Genomic DNA, 23,343 nt, shown 5'->3' with positions numbered 1-23,343 from the left:
CGCCGCCTCCGGCGGTGGCCTTCGGCCAGCCTTGACCGCGCCTCTCCTTGGCGCCAAAGACCGCCCCCAACAAACGACGCCCCTCTTGACAACTTACTCCCCATACAAGGTTCAGCCGGAACGACCCGGCCCTCCCTGCGCGATCGGTTTTAACGGCTTATACGTGATCTCCCCGGTGCGCCGGCTTTCTGGCCACCGTGGCGACAACGCGCGCATCACGCGCGCTGCCGCGGACCTCAGCGTCGGGAGGTCAGGACCACACGATTTCGCCGTCCGCGACGACAGCGCTCGTCCAGCGCCGCCGTCACGTCCATCGCATTGCCGGTCCAACGTTCGTGACGACGCGCGTACGCCCCTCATCAGGACCGGAATGGGAGGAGCATAGGACAGGAATTATGATTTTCGGAAGCTGTTTATTTTTCGCAGAGGCTCTTGAAGTGGGTCTTCATATTGAGGGCGCGGGGGAAATGAGTGTTTTGGCGCAGGCGACATGCGTGGCGCATCGGCCGTCCGCCGGCGTGTTGGAGATCGGCACTCCGCCCGACGGGCGAATCGGGGATTGCAAAGTTGTTTGTGGCACGCAGGCGCGGCGCGATCGGTCAGCGCCTCCCCCCGCGTGCGGGGGAGGTCGCATCGCATCGTCAGATGCGATGCGGGTGGGGGATTGCTCCGGAAAGACTGCCGCTGTGGCACCCCCACCCCAGCCCTCCCCCGCAAGCGGGAGAGGGGGCGCACCGCCGGTGCCGCGCCTGCGCGGGTCTCTCGATGATGCGGGCCGAGATACGCATCATGAAACGCCCTGGCGCAATTGAGTGAGCGCTACCCCACGTTCGGCTCGCCGCCCTCCGGGGCGAGCCTGGTCGCCAGGATCTTGTCGATGCGGCGGCCGTCGAGGTCGATGATCTCGAAGCGCCACCCTTGCAGCTCGAAGCTCTGGCCGACCGCGGGCACGCTGCCGAAATGCTGCAGCACCAGGCCGGCGACGGTGTGGTAGCCGCGATGTGGCGGCACCTCGATGGCGAGGACGTCGGCGAACTCGTCGAGTTGCATCCAGCCGGAGACGAGCAGCGATCCGTCGTCGCGGCGGAGGCAGGCCGGCTCCGGCGGACCTTCCTCCGAGGAGAACGCGCCGACGATCGACTCCAGAATATCCGCCGCGGTCACGACGCCTTCGAACGCGCCGTATTCGTCGTGGACGAGCCCCATATGCACGGGCGCCACCTTGAGAATCGCGATCACGTCGCGCGCATCGACGGTGGAGGGAATGATCGGCACCTCCCGCACCAGGCTGCGCAGGTCCGGCGTCTCGTCGCGCAGATAGGCGGCCAGCAGGTCCTTGGCCTGGAGCACGCCGATCGGACGGTCGCGCTCGCCGTCCGACACCGGCAGGCGCGAATGCGGGCTCTTGGCGAGCAGCTCGCGAATGGTCTTGGGATCGTCGTTGAGGTCGACGACGTCGACCTCGGGGCGCGGCGTCATGATGGCGCCGACCGGGCGGTCGCCGAGCCGCATCACGCCGGCGATCATCTCCTTCTCGCCGGGCTCGAGCACGCCTGCGGTCTCGGCCTCGCGCACCAGATGGTGGATCTCCGCCTCCGACACCTTCTCCTCGGCCTCGCCGGAGCGGCCGAGCAGCGTCAGGATCAACTTGCCGGAGAGATCGAGCAGCACCACGAGCGGCAGCGACACCTTGGCGAGCACCTGCATGGCGGGCGCGACGCGGACCGCCACGGCCTCGGGGTCGCGCAGCGCCAGCTGCTTCGGCACCAGCTCGCCGACGATCAGGGTCGCATAGGTGATGGTGGTGACGACCAGGCCGACGCCGATGATGTCGGCAACGGAGGCGGACAGGCCGAGCTCCAGCAGCCACTGCGTCAGGCGCTGGCCGAGCGTGGCGCCCGAGAATGCGCCAGAGAGCACGCCGACCAGGGTGATGCCGATCTGCACCGTCGACAGGAACCTCCCCGGATCGGACGCCAGCGCCAGCGCCCGACGGGCGCCGGCGATGCCCTTTTCGGCCAGCATGGCGAGGCGTGCCGGCCGCGACGAGACGATCGCGAGTTCGGACATCGACAACAGCCCGTTGACGACGATGAGGACGACGATGATGGCGAGTTCGACGGAGAGCATTTCGACCTGGTCTGGCGCCCGGAGGGGGCGGGATGGGGACAGGTCCTAGCATATGGGGGTGGCAAGCGCCCAATGCCGCGTTGCGGTGGGGGCATGGCTGGAGACGGGTGGGCGGTCAGATTGGGGCTTGCCGCGCCTGGACCTCCGCTGTCGTCCCGGCCTTGAGCTGGGACCCATAGCCACCGGCGGTCGTGAGGCGGGCAATCGGCAGTGACGTCCCTCGATAGCTTCCGCGGTATGGGTCCCCGCGTTTGCGGGGACGACACCGAGTGAGGAGCTATGGCCTGCGCAAATAAAAACAGCCGCCGCTCAGAAATCCCCGTGCAGCCGCCCCGAGAAGATCGACACCGGACCGCGGTCGGCGTTGTAGGCGGGATTGCTGATGAACTGATAGTCCGCCGTGAAGGTCAGGTATTTGTTGATCGAGTAGGCGTAGTAGGCCTCGATGATGTTCTCGCGCCGGTAGTTCAGCGCGCCGTCGCCGATCAGCGGGCCGAGGCCGCCGGCGGCGAGGAAGGCGCGGTGGTCGCGCGACAGCCCGTTGGTCACGCCGGCGAGGCCGATGGTGTCGTCGGGACGGCCCCAGCGCGTGCCCTTGATCGAGGTGCCCAACGACAGGCTGCTGTCGATGTCGGTGAACGCCATGATCTCGTTCTTGCCGTCGTTCCAGCTCCAGCGTCCGAACAGGCCGACATCGTCGGAGAGCGCCTGGTCGAAGCTGATCACGTAGCCGAATTTGCCGCGGCCGCGGCGGGTCTGGCTGATGTCGAGATTGAGCGCGGGATTGTCCAGCGTCTCGCGATAGCTGCCGGCGAACACGCTGTTGAACCAGCCGATCGTGCGCAAATGTCCCGGCTGCGAGAACAGCTGATAGCGCGTCTCCAGCTCGACGACATACTCGCCGCGCCTGAACACGCGCGTGTCGAAATTGTTCGAGTTCGACTCGGCATCGACCAGGAAATAGCCGGCGCGCAGCGCCCAGTTCTTCTGGTTCAACTCGGCGGTGGCGCCATAGGTCAGTCCGAGCTTGTCAGCGGCATAGTCGAAGGCGCCGGGCGCCCAGACCGACCAGTTCATGAAGTCCTTGCGTGCGTCCTTGGCGTAGGCGTTGCCGTCGAACACGTCGAGCACGGGGAATTTTCCGATCTGAAGCGTGAGACGCGAGATGTCCTGCTTGCCGGACAGCTGCAGCTGGCCGCTGCCGAGCTGCTCCTGCTCGCCGCCGAAGCCGAAGGTCTGGCGCAGGAACAGCCGCGAGGTGTTGTAGTGCGGATAGGGGAAGTCGGACTTCTGCGCTTCGCCATTGGGGAAGCCTCCTGCTCCGACGGTGTTGCTGAGGCCGAAGCCCTGCAGCAGCTCGGGATTGTAGTAGACCTCGCCGCCGTCCCACAGCCGCGCGTTGATGTACAGGCTGTTGCTCCAGGTCTCCTGGAATTGACGCGCGGGTGTCAGGCTGTTGGCGCCGGTGTAGGCGGCGCGGAACGCCGGATAGCCCTGGCCGATCACGGTCGCCTGGCCGTGGATCTCCCAGCGGTCGGATTCGGGATCGGACGGATCGCTCTTGAGCTTCAGGTCGGGACCGCCCACGAAATCGAGCTTGCGGTTGAGCCCGACCCGCAGGGTCTGGAAGTCGAGTTGCGAATTGTAGCTGGCGCCGTTGGAGAAGCGGACGCCACCGTTCTCGAAATGGCTGTAGAGATATTCGAGGCGCCAGCTCCAATGCGGCGCAAAGCTGCGCTCGATGCCGGCGCCGGCGGCCCAGCCGAGCCGCGTCGTCAGCAGCTTCTCGGTGTCGCCGGCCGCATTGGTGTTGATGAAGCGGCCGCCGGTCCAGGCGAGGCCGCCGGTGGCGTAGACCAGCCAGTCGCCCTTGATGTAGCCGACGCGGCCGCGGGCGGTGGCGACATAGTCCCACAGCTCCGAGACGTTCGAGATGGGCGTGCCGAGCATCGCGACGGTGTGGTTGGAGGTGAGATAGTTCGGAAAGCTGAAATCGCCCTCGAGCCCGAGCAACAGCCCGGAGCGGGTGACCCAGTTGTAGCCGGCCTGCACGCCGCCAGTGAGACCGCTGAACGGGCTACCGGCGCTGACCGTCCCGCTCGGGTCGGTCAGCGTCGCCTGGGCGCGGTCGCGCGTATAGCCGGCATGGACGCCGACATAGAGGCCGGTCCAGTCGAACACCGTCTGCGCCATCCGCGCCTTGACCGGCAGGTCGGCGGCAGCGGCGGGGGCAGCGAGCGCGGCGATCATGGCGCCGGCCGCGATCATCTCCCGGGTGCAGTTCGAACGGATCATGGCGGCGGATTCCCAAGGCGAGGCAAACGACACAGGCAAACGTCACAACTGATTGCCCGCGCACAGTCACGAGAAGATTACGGAGTCGTCGATGTTCGATCGGAAGTGTGGACGGCACGCGGTAATTTGTGGATGATTTATATTGCGATTAATTCGCAACAGCAAGCGTGGGGCGGTCTCATCCGGTTTCCGATTGAGGGTGTGGCGCCCACGCAACAAATCAGCCCGCCCGGGTGGCCGGGCGGGCTGTGGAGATCGCAGATCGGGGCGGTAGACGCCCGGCCTTGGCGAATTGGCGAGGCGGCCTTGGCCGGGGCCGGGCGGGACGCGACGAACGCCCGGCATCAATAGCCGCAGGCCCTGACGCGGCCGACATACTGGCCGTAGACGTTGTACTGCGGCACCCAGCGGCAGTACCGATAGCCACCGCCATAGGAGTAGCTGTCGTTGCTGGCGGCGATGGCGCTGCCGACGACGGCGGCTCCGACGAGGCCGGCACCGACGCCCCAGCCCCAATGGTGATGATGATGGAAGCCGTTGGCCGCCGCAGGCGTCGACGTTGCGGCGATGCTGCCGGTCACGGCGAGCGCGGTCAGCGCGAGGGTGGCAATCTTGGTTTTGATCGACATGGTGAAGGCTCCTGTTTGATGTTGCGTCGGCCGGCGTCGGCCGCTTGCCAAATTGGACGGAGCCTTTTCGAAACCGGTTCGAATCGCCTGATGGCGATCGACGCCATCCGGAGATTCATCAGAAGATCCAGAATGTTATCTTTGGCTCAGGAGCCTGGCAGCGGGCCGTGGCCGAGCGTGGTCACGTCGAAGTTATCGACGTCCTCCAGCAGCGCGCAGAACGCCCGCGCGCCGTGGTCCAGCACGCGCTCGCCCTTCTCCGCCGAGGCCTGCGTGGCATCGCCGACCGCGCCGCCCGCATTCAGGTCCTGCGTCTGCCAGGCCATCGGCGCCGGCCGCTGCGTCGAGAGCACCTCGTAGGTCGTTTCCATCTCAGCGCCGCGCGAGGGGAAAGCGGCGATGGCATCGCTGCGCACCAGCGTGGGATGGCGGGCCAGCATGATCGAGGTCTCGACGGCACCGCCATGGATGCCGTGACGCAGCTCGTCGGCGGAGAACAGGCCATCGGGCGCGCCGAAGCGCGACCATGACGTCGTCACCACCAGCATGCGGTGATCTGCGCGCAGATCCTGCGCGACCAGGGTCATCGCGGCGCTGTTGCCGCCATGGCTGGTGACAATCACGAGCTTCGTGATTCCGATCGCGCGTATAGCCGGCGTGGCCGCCGACATAGACACCCGTCCAATCGAACTCCGTCTGTGCGACCGGCGCTTTCAGCGCCAAATCCGCGGCCTGGCCGCAGCTCCCGAGCCGAGGACGACGACGGCGGCAAGCCCGGTCCAGCTTCGGACGCGCGATCGTCCGGATCGTATTGGCGTAACCGTCGGCAAGCGTATGGACCGCAGGAGCAGGAGTGAACAGAGGCGCTGGTGATGCGGACCCTAGCGAATATTGCAAGTTACTTGCAATGACTTTGAAGTCACACGTCACGGCTCGCGCGCGGAAGCGGTGATTTTCGATGGCCCTATCGGCTGTGGGAACGGGTGTCGGCCCTTCGCGATCGAGCTCGCTTGTGACATGACGTCGCAAGGCAATCGAGCTGACGAGCGATTCGAAGACGGAACTGCCGCATGGTGGGAGACCCGCGTGTTGCAAATCCGTTACGAGATGATGTCAGAACGGCACTGATCGTAATTCTCACGTGAATTGAACAAGATGGACCACCGGCTCCTGGCTCGGGCGACGCTCGGTCTCCTGCTCACTTTGTCCAAAACCGCGACAGCGGCCGATCTCGGGTCGGTAAATTCGCGGCCGCAGTCGTATGACAATTCGGCGGCCCCTGACTGGAACGGATTCTATATCGGCGGGCACCTCGGCTACGCCGCAGGCAAGTCCGGCTGGACCGCCCTCGAGGCCGGCGCCGGCGTCCCGATGCTCTCGGGATCGACCGGCCTGTTTAACTCCTATGATGCCTTCAAGGGGACCGGCAGCTATCTGTTCGGCCTGCAGGCCGGCTACAACCGGATGCTGTCGCCGCGCCTCCTGCTCGGCGTGGAGGGGGACTTCTCGGCTCCGAACACGCTCGCCGGCGTGCGGGCCCCGACCTCCCCGGCAACTGGCCAGGCGGCCTATCGCGATACGGTGCTGGGGACGGGTACGCTGCGCGGGCGTATCGGTTACGACTTCAATCCATGGCTGGTCTACGCGACCGGCGGCCTCGCCTGGAGCTACGACCGTCTGGAGCGGACTCAGCTCGCGGGCACGGCCGGCAATGCGGCGGTGGGCGACGTCGATACGGCGCTGACCTGGCGGCTCGGCTGGGTCGCCGGTCTCGGGGTGGAAGTGCCGATCGCGCCGGCCTGGAGCGCCAAGCTCGAATTCCTGGACTCCGAGTTCGGGCATCATCGGAAACGCTTCACCGCGGCCGGCCAGCTCTACGACTCCGATTTGTCGATCCAAAGGCTGCAACTCGGGCTCAACTACCAGCTGGGCACGGATCCGGCCAAGAAGGACCTGCTCGGCAAGGGCATCGTGCCACCCGAGCTCGACAATTTCGCCGTGCATGGCCAGACCACGATCACGACGCAGTACGACTTTCCGTTCCGTGCCCCCTATGCCGGCCGGAACAGCCTGGATCCCAATATCGGCCGCGAAACCTTTGACCTCGACCTGTACGTCGGTTTCCGCCCCTGGGACGGCGCCGAGATCTGGATCAACCCCGAAATCGACCAGGGCTTTGGCCTGAGCGGCACGTTCGGCGTCGCCGGCTTCCCGAGTGCTGAGGCCTACAAGGTCGGCTCAAGCTATCCCTATGCCCGCATTCCGCGCGCCTTCCTGCGCCAGACCATCGATCTCGGCGGCGAGAGCCAGAAGGTCGAGGCCGGCATCAACCAGTTCGCGGGATCACAGACATCCGATCGTCTCGTCTTCACCGTCGGCAAGTTCGGCGTCGTCGATATCTTCGACCAGAACAAATACGCCCACGACCCGCGTGCCGACTTCCTGAACTGGACCTTGGTCAATACCGGCACGTTCGACTATGCCGCGGATGCCTGGGCGTTCACCTATGGCGCAGCGGCCGAGTGGTACACCGGCCCGTGGACGGTCCGCGCCGGTATCTTCGATGGTCCGGCCGTCCCAAACAGCACCGATCTCGATGCCAAGCTCGGCCAATTCCAGATGGTCGGCGAACTCGAACGCCGCTACGAGCTTTGGGGGCAGCCGGGCAAGATCCTGGTCACCGGCTATCTGACGCGGGCCCGCCTCGGCAATTTCCAGGATGCGGTGACCCTGGCGGCGCAGACTGGAGCCGCTCCGGATCTCGCGGCGGTCCGGACCTACAAGAGCAAGCCCGGCATCTCCGCCAATTGGGAGCAGCAGATCCTGCCGGGGCTCGGCGTGTTCGCGCGCGCCGGCTACACGCCCGGGAAGCTGGAGGCCTACGCGTTCACCGACGTTGACACGACCTTTGCCGCCGGCACCTCGGTGTCAGGCAGATTCTGGGGACGGCCGGACGACACGTTCGGCCTCGCAGGGGTGGTCAATCAGATCTCGCCGGCGCATCAGGCCTATTTGGCCGCGGGCGGCTATACGGCGCTGATTGGTGATGGGCAGCTGCCGCACCCCGGGGCCGAGAAGATCCTCGAAGCGTATTACTCGCTGCCGGTGTTCAATTGGCAGTTGACGTTTGACTATCAGTTCATCGTCAACCCGGCCTACAGCCGCGATCGCGGGCCGGTCTCGATCATCGGGTCGCGGCTGCACGCGCAGTTCTGAGTCGAACGACCTGCCACCCCGACAATCCGCCCGGGGGGGGATAGCCGGGCGGGTTGGGACACGGGTCTGAGCTGATGGGGACACCCGTATCAGACGCGGGACCGGTGCTGCAGCGCGTTCACGAGCCGACGTGGCGAGCCCTGGTGGATTCGGTTGGGCAAGGTGACCGTCGCGCCATCAATAGCCGCAGGCTCTGACCCGGCCGACGTAACGTCCGAACGCGTCGTACTGGGGCACCCAGTGGCAGTACCGATAACCGCCGTAGTAATAGCCGTCGTTGCTGGCGGCGATGGCGCTGCCGACGACAGCGGCGCCGACGAGGCCGGCTCCGACGCCCCAGCCCCAGCCGTGATGGAAGCCATGGGCCTCGGCAGGCGTGGAGGTCGCGGCGACGCCGCCGGTCACGGTCAGGGCGGCGAGGGTCAGGGCGGCAAGCTTGGTCTTGATGAACATGGAAGGCTCCTGTTTTCCGTTGGGCGGCCGGTGCTGGCCGTCTGTCAAATTGGACGGAGGCTTCTCGAAAGCGGTTCGAATCGCCCGAACAAGGCCGGGGCGGTTCAGAGATTCGTTTGAAAATCCAGTTAGATCATGATGCGATTCCACGGAATCGCATCATGATCTCATCTCTTTGTTTGAGCATGATCTTTCCGGAAAACCGGTTTCCACTTTTCCGGATCATGCTCTAGTTGGGCCCAATCCAACGGCTCGCCAGCGGGCCGCCGCCGAGCCCGTTCACGTCGAAGTTATCGATATCCTCGAGCAGCGCACAGAACGCCCGCGCGCCGTGGTCGAGCACGCGCTCGCCCTTCTCCGCCGACGCCTGCGTGGCATCGCCGACCGCACCGCTCGCATTCAGGTCCTGCGTCTGCCAAGTCATCGGCGCCGGCCGCTGCGTCGACAGCACGCGATTGTTCTTCTCGATCTCAGCGCCAGATGACGCGAAGGCAGCGATGGCGTCGCCACGCACCAGCTCCGGATGACAGGCCTGCATGATCGAGGTCTCGACGGCGCCGCCATGGATGCCGTGCCGCAGCTCGTCGGAAGAAAACAGGCCGTCGGGCGCGCCGAAGCGCGACCAAGATGTCGTCACCACCAGCATCCGAAAGGCGGCGCGCAGGTCCTGCGCGACCAGGGTCATCGCGGCGCTGTTGCCGCCATGGCTGGTGACGATCACGAGCTTCCTGATTCCCGCGCGCGCCACGCTGTCGCCGAGCGCGCGCCAGCTCCGCAGCGCGGTCTCGGTCGGCAAGGTCAGCGTGCCCGGATAATCGATATGCTCGGTGGAAATGCCGACCGGCTGCACCGGCAGGAAGGTGACCGGCAGTGCCGGCGGCAGCAGCGCGCGCACGCGGGCGAGATAGGCTTCCGCAATGTAAACATCTGTGCCGAGCGGCAGATGCGGTCCGTGCTGCTCGGTGGCCGCGAGCGGCAGCACTGCGATCCAGCGCGCCGCCTCGGACGTTCCGATCAAGGGCCAGTGCAGCTCGGTCCAGTCGTGGGGCGGGGTGGTCATCGTGCTGGCTGTTTCTTTCGTGCCTCGGGCAGGGTACTTATCGCCCGACCATAGCATTTCGAACGGCATCTTGGGCGAGACTAACCGGGGAATCCAATCATGACGCAGGGGCTTCTGTCGCGAACGTTAATGGCGGCTTTGCTCGTCGCGGGTGCGCTGGTCCCGGCGGCCCAGGCCCAGACCCTGGACAAGGTCTCGTTCGGCACCAACTGGGTCGCCGAGGCCGAGCATGGCGGCTTCTTCCAGGCGGTCGCCGACGGCACCTACAAGCGCTACGGTCTGGACGTGACGATCGTGCCGGGCGGTCCGAACGAGAACAACCGCATGCTGCTGATCTCCGGCAAGATCGAGTTCTTCATGGCCGCGAACACGCTGATGTCGTTCGACGCGGTGGCCAACAACGTGCCGGTGGTGTCGATCGCCGCGATGTTCCAGAAGGACCCGCAGGTGTTCCTGACGCATCCGGAGTCCAGGATCACCAAGCTCGAAGAGCTGAAGCCGCTGACCCTGTTCGTCTCCAAGGAAGGCATCTCCAGCTACTATCAGTGGCTGAAGTCCGAATACGGCTTCTCGGAGAAGAACGTGCGTCCCTACACGTTCAATCCGCAGCCGTTCATCGCCACCGCGCAGAGCGCGATGCAGGGCTACGTGACATCAGAGCCGTTCGCGGTCGAGCGCGCCGCCGGCTTCAAGCCCGGCGTGATCCTGCTCGCAGACAACGGCTTCAACACCTATTCGACCCTGATCGAGACGCGGCGCGACCTGATCGAGAGCAAGCCGGACCTGGTGCAGCGTTTCGTCGATGCCTCGATCGTCGGCTGGTACAATTACATCTACGGCGACAATTCCGCCGGCAATGCGCTGATCAAGAAGATGAACCCGGAGATGACCGACGACCTGCTGGCCTATTCGGTCGCCAAGATGAAGGAGTATGGCATCGTCGATTCCGGCGACAGCGTGGACAAGGGCATCGGCGCCATGACGGAGGAGCGCATCGCCAGCTTCTTCGACAAGATGGTGCGAGCCGGCGTGGTCAAGTCGACGATCGACTATCGCAAGTCCTATACGCTGCGTTTCGTCAACAAGGGCGTTGGCATCGATCTCCGGCCGAAGAAGTAGGACGCTTGAGCGGCGCTTTCAGCACATGAGCTCACCTCCCTCGTCCGAGCGCGCCGTTGCGACCGCGGTACGCCTGCGCGGCGTCACCAAGGTGTACGAGTCCGGCGTCGCCGCGCTGGGGCCGATCGACCTGACGATTTCCAAAGGCGAGTTCGTCTCGCTGCTCGGCCCCTCCGGCTGCGGCAAGTCGACGGCGCTGCGGCTGATCGCCGGGCTTGCGAGCCCGAGCGGCGGTATGGTCGACGTCGCGGCGTTCGCGTCCGAGACGCATCCGGGTCATCGCATCGGCTTCGTGTTCCAGGAGCCGACCTTGATGCCCTGGACCAGCGTGCGCGACAATGTCGGCTTGCCGTTGAAGCTTGCGCATGTCCCGGCCACGGAGGCACGGCCGCGGATCGATGCCGCCTTGGCGCAGGTCGGCCTGTCGGATTTTGCCGATGCATTCCCGCGCGAATTGTCCGGCGGCATGAAGATGCGCGCCTCGCTGGCGCGAGCGCTGGTGACACGGCCCGACATCCTGCTGATGGACGAGCCGTTCGCGGCCCTCGACGAGATCACGCGCTTCCGCCTCAACAACGACCTGCTGGCGCTGTGGCGCAGCCTGAACATGACCGTCCTGTTCGTCACCCATTCGGTGTTCGAGTCGGTCTACCTGTCGCAGCGCGTGCTGGTGATGACGGCGCGGCCCGGCCGGCTCAGCGCCGAGATCCGGATCGACGTCGACGCGCGCGATGATGCGTTCCGCGCCTCGCCGGACTACGCCGCATATTGCCGCCGCGTCTCGGACGCGTTGGCGCCGGCCTACACCGGGGTGCATGCGCTGTGAGCGGCGTACGAGAGCAGAGAACGTTTGTCGCGGCAGCGCGGCTGGCGAGCCTCGCCTTTCCGGCCTTGGTTTTCGTCGCAGCGATGACGGCGTGGGAGCTGGTGGTGCGCGTCAACGGCATCCAGCCTTATGTGCTGCCGGGGCCGCTGCTCATCCTGAAGACCTTGGTTGCCGACTGGGACATTCTGGCGCAGTCGCTGCTGACGACACTGATCACGACGCTCGAAGGCTTCATCGCCGCCGCCCTCGGCGGCATCGCGCTGGCGCTGCTGTTCAACCAGTCGAGATGGCTGGAATGGGCGTTGTTTCCCTATGCCGTGGTGCTGCAGGTGACGCCCGTGATCGCGGTCGCGCCGCTGCTCCTGATCTATCTGCCGCAGCAGACCGCGGTGGTCGTGTGCGCCTGGATCGTCGGCTTCTTCCCCGTGCTGTCCAACACCGCGCTCGGGCTCAACTCGGTCGATCGCAATCTCGCCGGCCTGTTCCAGCTCTACGGCGCCTCGCGCTGGCAGACCTTGCGCCATCTGAAATTGCCCGCCGCTCTGCCCTATATTCTCGGCGGTCTGCGCATCGCCGGCGGCCTGTCGCTGATCGGCGCCGTCGTCGCCGAGATCGCCGCCGGCAGCGCCGGCGCGGGATCAGGCCTCGCCTATCGCATCGCAGAATCCGGCTATCGTCTCAACATACCCCGCATGTTCGCCGCGCTGGTGCTGCTGTCGGTCGCCGGGATTGTCATCTATGGCTTGCTGGCGCTAGTTTCGCACCTCGTTTTGCGGCGCTGGCACGAAAGTGCTCTTGGAAAGGACAACTGATGGCGGCCACTTCGTCTGACAAGATCGATGTTCTGATCTATGGGCCGCTGCGGCCGATCCTGGAAAAGGGTTTCCCGGACAGCTTCACTGTGCACCATGCGACGACACAGGCCGATCTCGAAGCGCTGCCAGCGGACGTGAAAGGGCGGATCCGCGGCGTCGCGGTGACCTTCCACACCGTGAAGACCGATGCCGCCGTGATGGCGATGCTGCCGAAGCTGGAGATGATCGCAAGCTTCGGCGTCGGCTATGACCACATCGCGGCCGCCCATGCCGGTCAGCACGGCATCATCGTCACCAACACGCCCGATGTCCTGACCGAGGAGGTCGCCGACGTCGCGATGGGCCTGTTGATCGCCACCTGCCGCGAGTTCATCAAGGCCGACCGCTTCGTGCGCTCCGGCGAGTGGACGTCGAAGCCCTATCCGCTCAGCGTCGGCTCGTTGCGCGACCGCACCGTCGGCATGGTCGGCATGGGCCGCATCGGCCAGGCGATCGCGCGCCGGCTCGAAGCCTCGCTGGTCCCCGTCGTCTATCACTCGCGCAATCCGGCGGCCGGTGTCGCCAACAAGCACTATCCCGACCTGCTCGCGATGGCGAAGGACGTCGACACGCTCATCGTGATCGTGCCCGGCGGCGCCGGCACCAACCGGATCGTCAATGCCGAGGTGCTGAAGGCGCTCGGACCGCGCGGCGTCGTCGTCAACGTCGCCCGCGGCTCGGTGATCGACGAACAGGCTTTGGTCGAGGCGCTGAAATCCGGCGCGATTCTCGCGGCTGGCCTCGACGTGTTCGAGAAGGAGCCGGTGGTGCCCGACGCGCTCAAGGCGATGGACAATGTCGTGCTGCTGCCACACATCGGCTCGGCTGCCATCGTAACCCGCAACGCGATGGATCAGCTGGTGGTCGACAATCTCAAGGTCTGGTTTGCCGGCAAGCCGCCGCTGACGCCCGTTCCGGAAACGCCGGTGAAAGGCCGCTGATGAAACGTTCGCTCCCAATGCTGATCGCGCTGCTGTCGTCAGTGGCGGGCGTCCCTGCCGTTGCGCAGGACGCCGCCGGCCTGAAGAAAGCGATGATCGGGCAGTGGGAGCTTGCGACCACCGAGCGCAGCAAGACCTGCGTCGTGACCTTGAAGCCGGACGCGGCGCCGCGTGGGCAGAAGCTCGAACTGGAGCCGGGCTGTGCCGCCGCGCTGCCCTTCACCAAGGACATCGCCGGCTGGAACGTGAAGGGCCTCGACATCGTCAGTCTCCAGGCAGCCAATGGCGAGGCGGTGATCGACTTCACCGAGGTCGAGGCCGGCATCTTCGAGGGCCTGCGCCAGGGCGAAGGCGTCTACATCCTGCAGAACCTGGCGGCGGCGCGGTCGCTGGCGAAATCCATGGACCAGATGATCGGCGACTGGGCCATGGTCCGCGGCAATGGCGCCACGATCTGCAGCCTGGTGCTGACCAACAACGACGCCGGCCACGACAATTTCCAGGTGTTCGTGAAGCCGAAATGCGACCCCATGATCGCAGCGTTCGCGCCGAGCCAGTGGCGGCTCGAGCACGGCCAGATGATGCTGATGTCGGATCGCGGCGAGACCTGGCGGTTCGAGGCGGACGACAATGCGCAGTGGCGGCTGGTGCCCGACAGCGCCAATCCGCTGATCATGCTCAGGCAGTAGGGCGAGACGCGCGCCGTTGAGCGCCCTTGCCGCGCGTCGGGCAAGCCTCTTCCGGCATCGGATTTGGTTAACGGTCGGTTACGTGCCTGTTCCACCAATTGGAACTTGTTGTTTACGCATCTTGCGTCTGATGGTTGCATTCCATCGAGGGGGCCCGCCATGCGTGAGTTGTTGCGCCGGTTCAACAGGTCGCTGCCGTCGTTCAGCCTCAACGACAAGATCTCTGCGGCTGCGGCCGCGTTCGCCGTCCTGGTGATGCTGTCGACGCTGGGCGCGCTGTCGGCGCTGCGCGAGCAGCGCCTGTTCTACGACCGGCTCGAAGCGCTTTCCATTGCAGCCCGCAACATCGAGCGCACCAACGCGCTGATCTACGCGGTCGTGATGGAATCGCGCGGCATCTACATGTCGTTGGACCGCACCGTCGCGCGGCGCTACGCCGATTCGCAGCTTGCGAAGATTGCGCAGCTGAGCAAGGTGGTCGACGAATGGGAAAGCCGGGTCACAGATGACGACGCCGCGCTGTTCGCCCCGTTCAGGAAGCGGATCGATCAGTTCGTCGCATTCCGCACGGAGATGGCGCGGCAGACGATCTCGGTCGGATCGTCGGCGGCGCGCGAGCTCGGCGACAATGACGAGAATCGCGCGGTGCGCACCGCGCTCAACGAGGACCTCGAGAAATTGTCGCGGCTCTATGCCGACCGCACCCGCGAGCTCGGCGAGGCGGCCGACGCGCGCGGCATGGCCGCGTTCTATCTGGGCGCGCTCGGGGCGGTGATCATCGTGCTGATCGCGGCCGCGGCGCTGGCGCTGCGCTGGGGCGTGCTGATGCCGCTGCTGGACATCGCCCGCGTCACCGACCGCATCGCCGCCGGCCGCATCAAGCTCAAGATTCCCCATGCGCGGCGCCATGACGAGATCGGACGGGTCGCGCATGCGGTGGAGACTTTCCAGAACGGCGCCTTCCGGATTCAGGAGCTCGAGCAGCACGAGGTCGAGATCGAGCGCCAGCACGCCGACATCCTGCGCGAGCACGAGCGGCTGGAGCAGGGCGCGCTCAGCAACCAGCAGCGTCTGGATGCCGCGGTCGCCAACATGGCCCAGGGCCTGATCATGCTCGACAGCTTCGGCTACGTGCTGATGGTCAACGAGCAGTACCGCGAGCTGTACGGCGTTCCTGCCTCGGTTGCGAAGCCCGGTGCGCATGTGCGCGAGATCCTCGCGCACCGCGCCAAGCTCGGCCTGCTGCGTGAGAAGCCGTCGGAGTTCCTCGCCGCGCTACGGGAGTGCATGAAGGAGCGAAGGGCCGAGATCGTCGAGGTCGAGCTCGCCGACGGCCGCATCATCCGCATCTCGGAGCGGCCGATGGACGGCGGCGGCTGGATCGCGACGCACGAGGATTTCACCGCGCAGCGCCGTGCCGAGCGCAAGCTCGCGCGCGTCGAATATTTCCTCGCCGCATTGCTGGAGAACATCCCGCAGGCGGTGCTGGCCAAGGACGCGCAGTCGCTGCGCTACATGTTCGTCAATCGCGCCGCCGAGCGTCTGTTCGGCGTGCCTCGCACCGACATCATCGGCCGCACGCCGGGCGAACTGTTCTCCGCGCCGACCGGCGCGATCCTCGAGGAAGCCGCCCGCGAACAGCTCGCAGGGCGCGGCGACGATGAGCCGCGAGCCCATAGCATCCTCACACCCGGAAACGGTCCGCGCGACATCGTCGTGCGCCGGCTGCCGGTCTCGATCGGCGAGGGCGAGCCGAAATATCTGCTCAGCATCATCGAGGACCGCACGCAGGATCAGCGCGTGGCGGCATGATGCGTCACGTGGCAACGCCGGGGATTGCCCTGCCTTGAGGTCGCCTTGATCTGCATCAAGAACGGCCACGCCGGGCGGACTAGCGTGCCCGGAACGGAGGCCTGTTCATGATCCGACGTCTGGGGATTCCCTTTGCTACCCGCCTTGGCGCTGCGGCGCTGCTCACGCTCGCCGTCGTCGCGCCGGTGCATCAGGCTGCTGCGCAGGACGTGCTCGGCGGAGCGATCCTCGGCGGCGCCGGCGGAGCGATCCTGGGCGGCGCGATCGGCGGCGGCCGGGGCGCTGCGATCGGCGCCGTGATCGGGGCCGGCACCGGAGCTGCAATCGCGGCCGACGGCGAGCGCCGTCGTGGCGGTTATTATTCCTATCGCAATGGCTGCTATTTGCAGCGCGGCGACGGGTCATGGGTCCGCGCACACCCGCGCTACTGCTACTAAGTCTTACCGGTCGGCCGAATTGGCCGCCTGGCGGCGCGATGAACGCGCGGCCGGTGGCTTGGTCGCGCGCTCCAGCACGTGGATGACGCGCGGATCCTCGCAATGCGCGACGTTGAAGCGCATCATCGTCGCGGCGGATTGCGCCGCGCTGAAGACGTCGCCGGGCGCGAGCACCACATGTTCCTCGAGCGCGGCCTGGGCCACCTCGATCGCCGTACGGCCGTCCGGCAACCTGCACCACAGATGAAAGCCGCCGCGTGGCATCAGCCAGGGCGCGATGCCGATGCGCTGCAGCCGTGCTGCCACGCGCGGCCGCGCCCGCGCAAGCCGAGCGCGCAGCTCCTCGATGTGCTTGCGGTAGCTGCCGCTGGTCAGCACCTGGGTCAGTGTCTCCGCGGCGAACTGTCCGGGGCCGCCGAAGCCGGTCGCGATCTGCAGGTCGATCAGCGGCTCGATCCAGTCGGCGCGCGCGGCGATGTAGCCGCAGCGCACCGAGGCCGACAGCGTCTTGGAGAAGCTGCCGACCAGGATCACCCGCGTGAGCCCGTCGAGCGCCGCGAGCCGCGGCGACGGCTCCGGCTCGAAATCGCCGTAGATGTCGTCCTCGATGATGATCGTGTCGTGCGCGGCGGCGGCGTTGAGCAGCCGGTGCGCCGTCTGCAGCGACAGCGTCGCGCCGGTCGGATTGTGCAGGCCCGAATTGGTGATGTAGAGCCGCGGGTGCTCGGCTGCGAGCATCGCCTCGAACCGCGCGACGTCGGGTCCGCCCGGCGTCATCGGCACGCTGACGATCCGCGCCTGATGCGCGCGCAGCAACGCCAGGAAATTGAAGTAGCAGGGATCGTCGACGAGCACGGCGTCGCCGGGACGCAGCAGCATGCGGCAGATCAGGTCGATCGCCTGCGTGCCGGACGAGGTCAGCACCAGCTGCTCGCTGAACGCGTCGATGCCGAGGCCGGCAAGGCGGCCCTGCAGCAGCCGTCGTAGCGCCGCCGATCCTCGCGCCGCGCCGTAGTCGCTCAGCACTGGGCCGCCGCCGCGCGCCAGCGTGCGGACCGCGCGCCGCAGCGCGTCCTGCGGCATCCACTCGGCCGGCAGCCAGCCGCAGCCGGGCATCAGCGTTCCCGGCCCGGCGTCGAGCGACTGCCGCGACACCCAGAACGGATCGACCGCCCGCGGACGGTGCGGCTCGCGATCGGCGAGGGCCAACGGCGGCAGCGCGGTGTCGGCGACATAGAAGCCGGAGCCGCGCCGGGCCCGGATCACACCCTCGGCGGCGAGCCGGTCATAGGCCTCGACGACGGTGGCCGGCGAGACGCCCATCGCCGCGGCGAAGGCGCGGATCGACGGCAGGCGCTGGCCGACGTCGAGCGCGCGCGTCGCCAGACGCTGCCGGATCGCATCGACCACGGCGGTGGTCCGCGTGCCGTCTCGGCGGGACTCGAGCGTCCTTGATTCCAAAGTGTATTGCCTTCGGCATCAGTACAGAATGTCGAAATTGTATCGGTCTGTGACTGCCGCAACAAGCCCGATCCGGCTAAGGGATCTGCGAGGAGGAGCCGTGCATGAAGGGATCGATCGAAGGTTGGGGGAGCGGCATCGTCGGCATGACGATCTTCAGTGGCTCGCTGCCGGCCACACGGGCGGCGCTGGAGGGTTTTGCGCCGCTGTTCCTGACGGGCGCACGCGCGACGCTCGCGGCCGTGCTGGCTGCGCTTTGTCTTTTGCTGTTGCGGCAGCCGCTGCCCGGCCGGCGTGATCTGGTGTCGCTCGGGATCGTATCGCTCGGTGTGGTCATCGGCTTTCCGCTGCTCACGGCGCTCGCGCTCCAGCACATCACCTCGGCCCATGCGATCGTGTTCGTCGGTCTGCTGCCGCTGTCGACCGCCTTGTTCGGCGTGCTGCGCGGCGGCGAGCGGCCGCGGCCGTTGTTCTGGCTGTTCGCAGCCCTTGGCGCTGCGGCGGTCTCGGGCTTCGCCCTGTCGCAGGACGGCGTCGCGGCGCCGATCGGCGATCTCGCCATGATCGCCGCGATCATCGTCTGCGGCCTGGGCTATGCCGAGGGCGCCATGCTCACGCGCCGGCTCGGCGGCTGGCAGGTGATCTCGTGGGCGCTGCTGTTGTCCGCACCGCTGATGCTGTCGATGGCGGTGCTGACGCTACCCGGCGCGTCACATGACATCACGGCCGCGGCGTGGCTGGGCCTCGCCTATGTCTCCGTCTTCAGCATGTTCATCGGCTTCGCCTTCTGGTACCGCGGGCTCGCGCGCGGCGGCACTGCGACGGTGGGCCAACTGCAATTGCTGCAGCCCTTCCTCGGCCTCGGTTTCGCGAGCCTGCTGCTGCATGAGCCGGTGTCGGCCACGATGATCGCCGCAGCCGGAATCGTCGTCGTCTGTGTGGCGATGGCGCGTCGCTGGGCGTAAGCCGTCAGCGGCTATTTGCGGTGATAGAGTCCGGTGAAGCTGACGCCGGCACCGCCGCAATCATTGTTGTCCTCGACCAGCAAAAGCGCGCCGATGCGCTGCAGACGCACGCGGCACTCGTCGCCGGCATTCGGCCGATCGAACGGCGTGCTGCCGTCGTCGACAAAGGCGATCAGGCCGCCCTTGGGCTCTGCCGTCGCGCCGAGCGATCCGTTGCGCAACTCGCGCCCGGCCGGCAACACCTGATCGCCTTCGATCCTGAGCCGGTTGCCGGCCGCTTTCCTGATCGTCAATCCCCCTCCCGGATGCTCCCAGCTTCCGGCCCAGTCGGACATTGCCGGCGCGGCCATCGGCGCGACGGTGGTGAGGGCTGCGCGCGGCAGCCAGCCGGTGGTCCAGATCTGGGCCTTCGCACGCGGCGCCTGGTAGCTGACGCAGACGAAACCGCCGTGGGTCCTGCCGACCAGCACGAGGTCGTCGCCGACGAGGTACGCCTTCTTCCGGCAGGCGTCGGTCGCAGCGGGACAGCCTGCGGCCTTGAAGTCATCGTCATAGGGGCTCTTGACGAAATTCACGCGCGGCTGGCCGCTCACTTTGGCGACGACGAGCGGCCGCGCATCGTCCCAGCCGATGCCACTGCAATTGGCGGGATCGTTGGCGTCGTAGGCAGCCGCCGCCGTGACGGTCAGGACGCCAAGGATCAGTCCGATGAAGGCCGCGCGCATCCGTCATTCCTCTCCACGCTTCGCCAGCATTAGCCGACGTGGGAAGACGGCCGGTTCAACGCGGCCCGACGTTTCGTCTATCCCGCGGCGATCTTTTGGCGGCTCCGACCGCGGCACGCTGCATGCGTCGTCTCGTCGGCGTCGCGCCTTCACATCACCCCGATGCTCTTCAGGCTGGTGTGGCCGTTCTTGCCGACGATGATGTGATCGTGAACCGTGATGCCGAGCGGCTTGGCGATCTCCACGATCGTCTTGGTCATCCGGATGTCGGCCTGCGACGGCGTCGGATCGCCCGAAGGGTGATTGTGCACCAGGATGATCGCAGTGGCCGACAATTCGAGCGCGCGCTTGATCACCTCGCGCGGATAGACCGGCGTGTGATCGACGGTGCCGGTCTGCTGCACCTCGTCGGCGATCAGCTGGTTGCGCTTGTCGAGAAACAACAGCCTGAACTGCTCCTTGTCGGCGAACGCCATGCTGGTGCGGCAATAGGTGATGACGTCCTGCCATGACGCCAGCGCGTGCTTCTGCCGCACCTCGCCCTTGGCGATGCGGTGCGCGGCGGCGGCGATCAGCTTGAGCTGGGTGATCGAGGCGTCGCCGACGCCGTCGATCTCGCGCAGCCGCGGCTCCGGCGCGTGGATCACCTCGGCGAACGATCCGAACGTCTTCAGCAGCGCCTTCGCCAGCGGCTTGACGTCTCGCCGCGGCAGCGCGGCGAACAGCACCATCTCCAGCAGCTCGTAGTCGTTGAGGGCGTCGGGACCGGCGCTGTGGAAGCGCTCGCGCAGCCGCTGCCGGTGGCCGTGATAGTGCGGCGTGTCCGGCGGCGTATCGTCGGGGGGAGGGGCTTTCTCGGGCATCGGCGTCAGCATGCCGTGATGCCGCATTTTTGCAACCTCGAAGTGCTCGCGCGCCGCAGGGCGCGCCTTGCTAGGCCGCGCGCCCGGTCAGCACGAGGACGAGGCCGACGATGAGCGGAAACGCTGTGGGGTGGAAGGTGAGAGCAACGCCGAAGGCGCGGCCCGCCGCGCCCCTGGCATAGCCGAGCCAGAACAGCAGCCGCCCGAGGCCGAACAGGATCACGAGCGTGAGCAGCACCGGACGACGTCCTTCTCGTCCGTCGGGCGATCCTGCTTATGGCTGCAGACTGCCGATGAAGGCTTCGATGCTGGCGAGGACCGGCCTCTGGTCGCCGGCGAACATCCAATGGTCGGCGCCGTCGAACTCGACGAAGCGCGCGCGGCGGATATGGCTGGCGAGATGCCGCCCGGCCCCGACGAGCACGGCGCGGTCATGGCGACGGTGCAGCACCAGGGTCGGCGCAGAGACCCGGGCGAGCAGGTGGCGGACGTCCATATCCCTGAAGGCTTCGAGCAGGCCCTTGATGGCGCCGGGGCTGGATGCCGCGCGAAGCAGTCCGGCCCACCAGGCCCGCGCCTGGGGATCGCCGGCCAGGCTCGGTGCGAACGTCTCGATGCCCGCCGGTCCGCCCCATTCGGCCACGAGCTGTCGCAGCCAGATGCTGTACTGGCCGGCCTGCAGCGCATGCGGATAGTCTGATGTCGCGCTGCCCTTGGCGAGCGAGGCGAACAGGATCAGCCCGGCGACTCGCTCGGGATGGTCGGCCGCGAAGGTGATGCAGGCCGGCCCGCCCTCGGAGGCGCCGAGCAGCACCGTGCGCCGGCTGCCGGCGGCGTCGAGCACGGTCGCGATGTCGCGCGCCGTCGCCTCCACGCTCGGGCTGAAACCGACCCGGTCGGAGAGCCCGATGCCGCGGCGATCGAACAGGATCAGACGGCCGATTCTGGCGAGCGCGGACAGCAAGGCCCGACAGCGCGGCTCCTCCCAGATCCGCTCGACATGCGAGACGAAGCCGGGCAGCAGCAGAATGTCCAGCGGACCGGTGCCGTAGGTCTGATAGGCCAGATGAACGCCGTCGCCCAGGACATAGCGCGTCGGCGGCGCGCTCTCGCCTTGCGCCGCGACGCCCTGCGTCAGCAGCGCCAGCGTATCCGGTTCGGGGGAGACGCCGAGCTCGTCGCGCAGGCGCTGTGTCAGGGCGTCGAGATGACGCTCGGCGGCGGCGCGGTCGCCGGCCAGCAGCAGGCTGCGGATCAGGGCGCGGCCATAGACCTCGCTGAGCGGATCGAACGCGACGAGGCGCCGGGCGTGGGCCGCCGCCGCGGCATGGTCACCGGCCGCGCTGCGGTCCTGCACCAAGCGCTCCAGCGCCTGGACCGCCCGGCCGCGCAAGGCTTCGCGCCGGAAGAAGGCCCATTCCTCGAACTGCGGACAATCGCCGGGCGTGAAGCCGTCGAGGAAGTCACCTGCATAGAGGCGGCAGGCCAGCTCGAATTCGCCGCGGTCGCAGGCCGTTTCGAACAGCCCGGATTCGACCTCCAGCTCGACCGCGGCCGCCCACCGAATCGTCGCGCGATCGACGGTGAGGCAGCCGTCGCCGAGCGTGAGCTGGAGCCGGTGCAGCAGGCGCCGCAGCCGCGCCCGCGCCACCTCCTCGGAACTCTCGGGCCAGAGCATCGTCGCCAGAACGTCCCGCGCGACGCGGCCCTTGGCCTCCGCCAGATAGACCAGCAGAGCGAGGCCCTTGCGCAGCGACAGCGGGCATGGCTGGCCGTCGCGATGCAGCTCGGGAAAGCCGAATGTCCGGACGCGGAACTGAACCATTGTCGTGCGACCTGCATGGCTGCGTCCGGGGGACGCTCGGGGGACGGTCGATTGGTAAGGCTCAGGCTCGCGCGGGACGTGAACGATCCCAGGATCGGGCGTCTCGATCACGGCCATGCCGTCCTCGATGCAACAAGGAAACATTCATGTCCGGACGTCTCCTCATCATGCTCTACGCCATCACGAGCTATGCCGTCTTTCTTGGGTCGTTCGTCTGGGCGGTCGGTTTCGTCGGCAATTACAACTATCTCACGGCCAAGTCGATCGACGTGGGCGAGTCCAGCACCGTGACCGAGGCCGTCGTCGTCGACGTGCTGCTGCTGGCGCTGTTTGCGGCCCAGCACAGCGTGATGGCGCGTCCGGCCTTCAAACGGTGGTTCACGCGCATCATTCCGGCGGCGGCCGAGCGTAGCACCTATGTGCTGCTGTCCAGCGTGATCCTGCTGCTGCTGTTCTGGCAATGGCGTCCGATCCCGATTCCGGTCTGGCGCGTCGAGGGCGTCGCCGCGGCCGTGCTGACCGGCGTCCACTGGCTCGGCTGGCTCATCGCGCTCAGCTCGACCTACATGATCGATCATTTCGATCTGTTCGGCCTGCGGCAGGCCGTCCTCGCCCTCCGCGGCACCGATGCGACGGCGCAGCCGTTCAAGACCCCGCTGCTGTATCGCCTGGTGCGCCACCCGCTGATGCTGGGCTTCCTGCTCGCGTTCTGGGCCACGCCGGAGATGTCGGTCGGTCATTTGCTGTTCGCGGTCCTCAGCACGGCCTACATCCTGATCGGGCTGCAGCTCGAGGAACGGGACCTGGTTGCCGAGTTCGGCGAGAGCTATCGGCGCTACCGCCAGCGGGTGCCGATGCTGCTGCCGCGGCTGATCGGCGGCCGGCGCACCGAAGAGACCGAAACGTCAGCGCGTGGCATGCGCTAGCGGCCTCGATTGCCTGCTCCCTCCGCTCCGGCTTGGGCGATGCAGCGCCCACGTAGACGTGAATTGGTGCGGGGGACCTCAGCACCTATGTCGGGCTTGAATGCTGCGATGCAAAAT

General features: G+C 66.9%; 20 protein-coding genes and 1 pseudogene. 10 read left to right on the top strand and 11 right to left on the bottom strand.

The window, feature by feature from the left end; translation table 11 throughout:
* Positions 1–819 precede the first annotated feature (819 nt).
* The 4 genes and pseudogenes from QX121_RS17280 to QX121_RS17265 form a co-directional block, all read right to left on the bottom strand.
* Positions 820–2,130, bottom strand: coding sequence for a hemolysin family protein (locus tag QX121_RS17280; RefSeq protein ID WP_315775641.1), 1,311 nt, complete (start codon positions 2,128–2,130; stop codon positions 820–822).
* Positions 2,131–2,439: 309 nt separating this feature from the next.
* Positions 2,440–4,425, bottom strand: coding sequence for a carbohydrate porin (locus QX121_RS17275; RefSeq protein ID WP_315812575.1), 1,986 nt, complete (start codon positions 4,423–4,425; stop codon positions 2,440–2,442).
* A gap of 344 nt (positions 4,426–4,769) precedes the next feature.
* Positions 4,770–5,054 carry a hypothetical protein gene (locus QX121_RS17270; RefSeq protein WP_315735045.1) on the bottom strand — a complete coding sequence of 95 codons (285 nt, stop codon included), beginning with the start codon at positions 5,052–5,054 and terminating at the stop codon, positions 4,770–4,772.
* Between the two features lie 146 nt (positions 5,055–5,200).
* Positions 5,201–5,692: pseudogene (locus tag QX121_RS17265) on the bottom strand (creatininase family protein); the annotation flags it as partial.
* A 517-nt stretch (positions 5,693–6,209) separates the two neighbouring features.
* On the opposite strand from QX121_RS17265, the gene QX121_RS17260 reads away from it, so the two are divergent.
* A complete protein-coding gene (locus tag QX121_RS17260) occupies positions 6,210–8,270 on the top strand; it encodes a carbohydrate porin (protein ID WP_315812574.1) in 2,061 nt (686 codons plus the stop codon).
* A gap of 177 nt (positions 8,271–8,447) precedes the next feature.
* Here QX121_RS17260 and QX121_RS17255 read toward each other — a convergent pair whose 3' ends face one another.
* Entirely contained in the window at positions 8,448–8,723 is a 276-nt protein-coding gene (locus QX121_RS17255) for a hypothetical protein (RefSeq protein WP_315812573.1), read from the bottom strand.
* A 229-nt stretch (positions 8,724–8,952) separates the two neighbouring features.
* A complete protein-coding gene (locus QX121_RS17250; protein WP_315812572.1) occupies positions 8,953–9,783 on the bottom strand; it encodes a creatininase family protein in 831 nt (276 codons plus the stop codon).
* 99 nt (positions 9,784–9,882) lie between these two features.
* On the opposite strand from QX121_RS17250, the gene QX121_RS17245 reads away from it, so the two are divergent.
* The 7 genes from QX121_RS17245 (at position 9,883) to QX121_RS17215 (ending at position 16,461) form a co-directional block, all read left to right on the top strand.
* Positions 9,883–10,902: an ABC transporter substrate-binding protein gene (locus QX121_RS17245; protein WP_409999118.1), complete on the top strand. Its 1,020-nt coding sequence runs from the start codon at positions 9,883–9,885 to the stop codon at positions 10,900–10,902.
* Between the two features lie 25 nt (positions 10,903–10,927).
* Positions 10,928–11,728, top strand: a complete 801-nt coding sequence (locus QX121_RS17240) for an ABC transporter ATP-binding protein (RefSeq protein ID WP_315812571.1) — start codon at positions 10,928–10,930, stop codon at positions 11,726–11,728.
* Positions 11,729–11,811: 83 nt separating this feature from the next.
* Positions 11,812–12,540: an ABC transporter permease gene (locus tag QX121_RS17235; protein ID WP_409997693.1), complete on the top strand. Its 729-nt coding sequence runs from the start codon at positions 11,812–11,814 to the stop codon at positions 12,538–12,540.
* On the top strand, positions 12,540–13,523 hold the full coding sequence (locus QX121_RS17230; RefSeq protein ID WP_315775637.1) for a 2-hydroxyacid dehydrogenase: 984 nt from the start codon (positions 12,540–12,542) through the stop codon (positions 13,521–13,523). The genes QX121_RS17235 and QX121_RS17230 overlap by 1 nt, the downstream gene beginning before the upstream one ends.
* A 92-nt stretch (positions 13,524–13,615) precedes the next feature.
* Positions 13,616–14,212, top strand: a complete 597-nt coding sequence (locus QX121_RS17225; protein WP_315735724.1) for an AprI/Inh family metalloprotease inhibitor — start codon at positions 13,616–13,618, stop codon at positions 14,210–14,212.
* A gap of 159 nt (positions 14,213–14,371) precedes the next feature.
* Positions 14,372–16,024 (top strand): PAS-domain containing protein, encoded by a 1,653-nt coding sequence (locus QX121_RS17220; protein WP_315812570.1) that lies wholly within the window; start codon positions 14,372–14,374, stop codon positions 16,022–16,024.
* A gap of 107 nt (positions 16,025–16,131) precedes the next feature.
* Positions 16,132–16,461 carry a hypothetical protein gene (locus QX121_RS17215; RefSeq protein ID WP_315715302.1) on the top strand — a complete coding sequence of 110 codons (330 nt, stop codon included), beginning with the start codon at positions 16,132–16,134 and terminating at the stop codon, positions 16,459–16,461.
* Positions 16,462–16,464: 3 nt separating this feature from the next.
* On the opposite strand, the gene QX121_RS17210 is transcribed toward QX121_RS17215, so the two are convergent.
* Positions 16,465–17,871 (bottom strand): PLP-dependent aminotransferase family protein, encoded by a 1,407-nt coding sequence (locus tag QX121_RS17210; protein WP_315812569.1) that lies wholly within the window; start codon positions 17,869–17,871, stop codon positions 16,465–16,467.
* Positions 17,872–18,026: 155 nt separating this feature from the next.
* Here QX121_RS17210 and QX121_RS17205 point away from each other — a divergent pair, with 155 nt between their 5' ends.
* Entirely contained in the window at positions 18,027–18,887 is an 861-nt protein-coding gene (locus QX121_RS17205; RefSeq protein WP_315753878.1) for a DMT family transporter, read from the top strand.
* A gap of 11 nt (positions 18,888–18,898) precedes the next feature.
* Here QX121_RS17205 and QX121_RS17200 read toward each other — a convergent pair whose 3' ends face one another.
* The 4 genes from QX121_RS17200 to QX121_RS17185 form a co-directional block, all read right to left on the bottom strand.
* Positions 18,899–19,612, bottom strand: a complete 714-nt coding sequence (locus QX121_RS17200; protein ID WP_315812568.1) for a hypothetical protein — start codon at positions 19,610–19,612, stop codon at positions 18,899–18,901.
* Positions 19,613–19,761: 149 nt separating this feature from the next.
* Positions 19,762–20,475 carry a RadC family protein gene (gene radC / locus QX121_RS17195; RefSeq protein WP_315775855.1) on the bottom strand — a complete coding sequence of 238 codons (714 nt, stop codon included), beginning with the start codon at positions 20,473–20,475 and terminating at the stop codon, positions 19,762–19,764.
* 70 nt (positions 20,476–20,545) lie between these two features.
* A complete protein-coding gene (locus tag QX121_RS17190) occupies positions 20,546–20,713 on the bottom strand; it encodes a hypothetical protein (protein ID WP_315783961.1) in 168 nt (55 codons plus the stop codon).
* A gap of 36 nt (positions 20,714–20,749) precedes the next feature.
* Positions 20,750–22,300, bottom strand: a complete 1,551-nt coding sequence (locus tag QX121_RS17185; RefSeq protein WP_315812567.1) for an alpha/beta fold hydrolase — start codon at positions 22,298–22,300, stop codon at positions 20,750–20,752.
* A 146-nt stretch (positions 22,301–22,446) separates the two neighbouring features.
* Here QX121_RS17185 and mddA point away from each other — a divergent pair, with 146 nt between their 5' ends.
* The gene (gene mddA, locus QX121_RS17180) at positions 22,447–23,226 is read left to right on the top strand and encodes a methanethiol S-methyltransferase (RefSeq protein ID WP_315775632.1); all 780 of its coding nucleotides are present in this window, start codon (positions 22,447–22,449) and stop codon (positions 23,224–23,226) included.
* Positions 23,227–23,343: the final 117 nt, after the last annotated feature.

This window comes from Bradyrhizobium sp. SZCCHNR2028 (assembly GCF_032380995.1).
In the GTDB taxonomy this organism is placed as follows: domain Bacteria; phylum Pseudomonadota; class Alphaproteobacteria; order Rhizobiales; family Xanthobacteraceae; genus Bradyrhizobium.
Note: the sequence above shows the minus strand (reverse complement) of the source record. Positions and strands in the feature narration are given on the sequence as shown.

Excerpts from the sequence above, each read along its gene's own strand:
- QX121_RS17245 (WP_409999118.1), top strand. The coding sequence starts at position 9,883 with ATGACGCAGGGGCTTCTGTCGCGAACGTTAATGGCGGCTTTGCTCGTC.
- QX121_RS17205 (WP_315753878.1), top strand. The coding sequence starts at position 18,027 with ATGAAGGGATCGATCGAAGGTTGGGGGAGCGGCATCGTCGGCATGACG.
- QX121_RS17240 (WP_315812571.1), top strand. The coding sequence starts at position 10,928 with ATGAGCTCACCTCCCTCGTCCGAGCGCGCCGTTGCGACCGCGGTACGC.
- QX121_RS17200 (WP_315812568.1), bottom strand. The coding sequence starts at position 19,612 with ATGCGCGCGGCCTTCATCGGACTGATCCTTGGCGTCCTGACCGTCACG.
- QX121_RS17220 (WP_315812570.1), top strand. The coding sequence starts at position 14,372 with ATGCGTGAGTTGTTGCGCCGGTTCAACAGGTCGCTGCCGTCGTTCAGC.
- QX121_RS17235 (WP_409997693.1), top strand. The coding sequence starts at position 11,812 with ATGACGGCGTGGGAGCTGGTGGTGCGCGTCAACGGCATCCAGCCTTAT.
- QX121_RS17230 (WP_315775637.1), top strand. The coding sequence starts at position 12,540 with ATGGCGGCCACTTCGTCTGACAAGATCGATGTTCTGATCTATGGGCCG.
- radC (WP_315775855.1), bottom strand. The coding sequence starts at position 20,475 with ATGCCCGAGAAAGCCCCTCCCCCCGACGATACGCCGCCGGACACGCCG.
- QX121_RS17215 (WP_315715302.1), top strand. The coding sequence starts at position 16,132 with ATGATCCGACGTCTGGGGATTCCCTTTGCTACCCGCCTTGGCGCTGCG.
- mddA (WP_315775632.1), top strand. The coding sequence starts at position 22,447 with ATGTCCGGACGTCTCCTCATCATGCTCTACGCCATCACGAGCTATGCC.
- QX121_RS17260 (WP_315812574.1), top strand. The coding sequence starts at position 6,210 with ATGGACCACCGGCTCCTGGCTCGGGCGACGCTCGGTCTCCTGCTCACT.
- QX121_RS17225 (WP_315735724.1), top strand. The coding sequence starts at position 13,616 with ATGATCGGGCAGTGGGAGCTTGCGACCACCGAGCGCAGCAAGACCTGC.
- QX121_RS17270 (WP_315735045.1), bottom strand. The coding sequence starts at position 5,054 with ATGTCGATCAAAACCAAGATTGCCACCCTCGCGCTGACCGCGCTCGCC.
- QX121_RS17280 (WP_315775641.1), bottom strand. The coding sequence starts at position 2,130 with ATGCTCTCCGTCGAACTCGCCATCATCGTCGTCCTCATCGTCGTCAAC.
- QX121_RS17185 (WP_315812567.1), bottom strand. The coding sequence starts at position 22,300 with ATGGTTCAGTTCCGCGTCCGGACATTCGGCTTTCCCGAGCTGCATCGC.
- QX121_RS17275 (WP_315812575.1), bottom strand. The coding sequence starts at position 4,425 with ATGATCCGTTCGAACTGCACCCGGGAGATGATCGCGGCCGGCGCCATG.
- QX121_RS17250 (WP_315812572.1), bottom strand. The coding sequence starts at position 9,783 with ATGACCACCCCGCCCCACGACTGGACCGAGCTGCACTGGCCCTTGATC.
- QX121_RS17255 (WP_315812573.1), bottom strand. The coding sequence starts at position 8,723 with ATGTTCATCAAGACCAAGCTTGCCGCCCTGACCCTCGCCGCCCTGACC.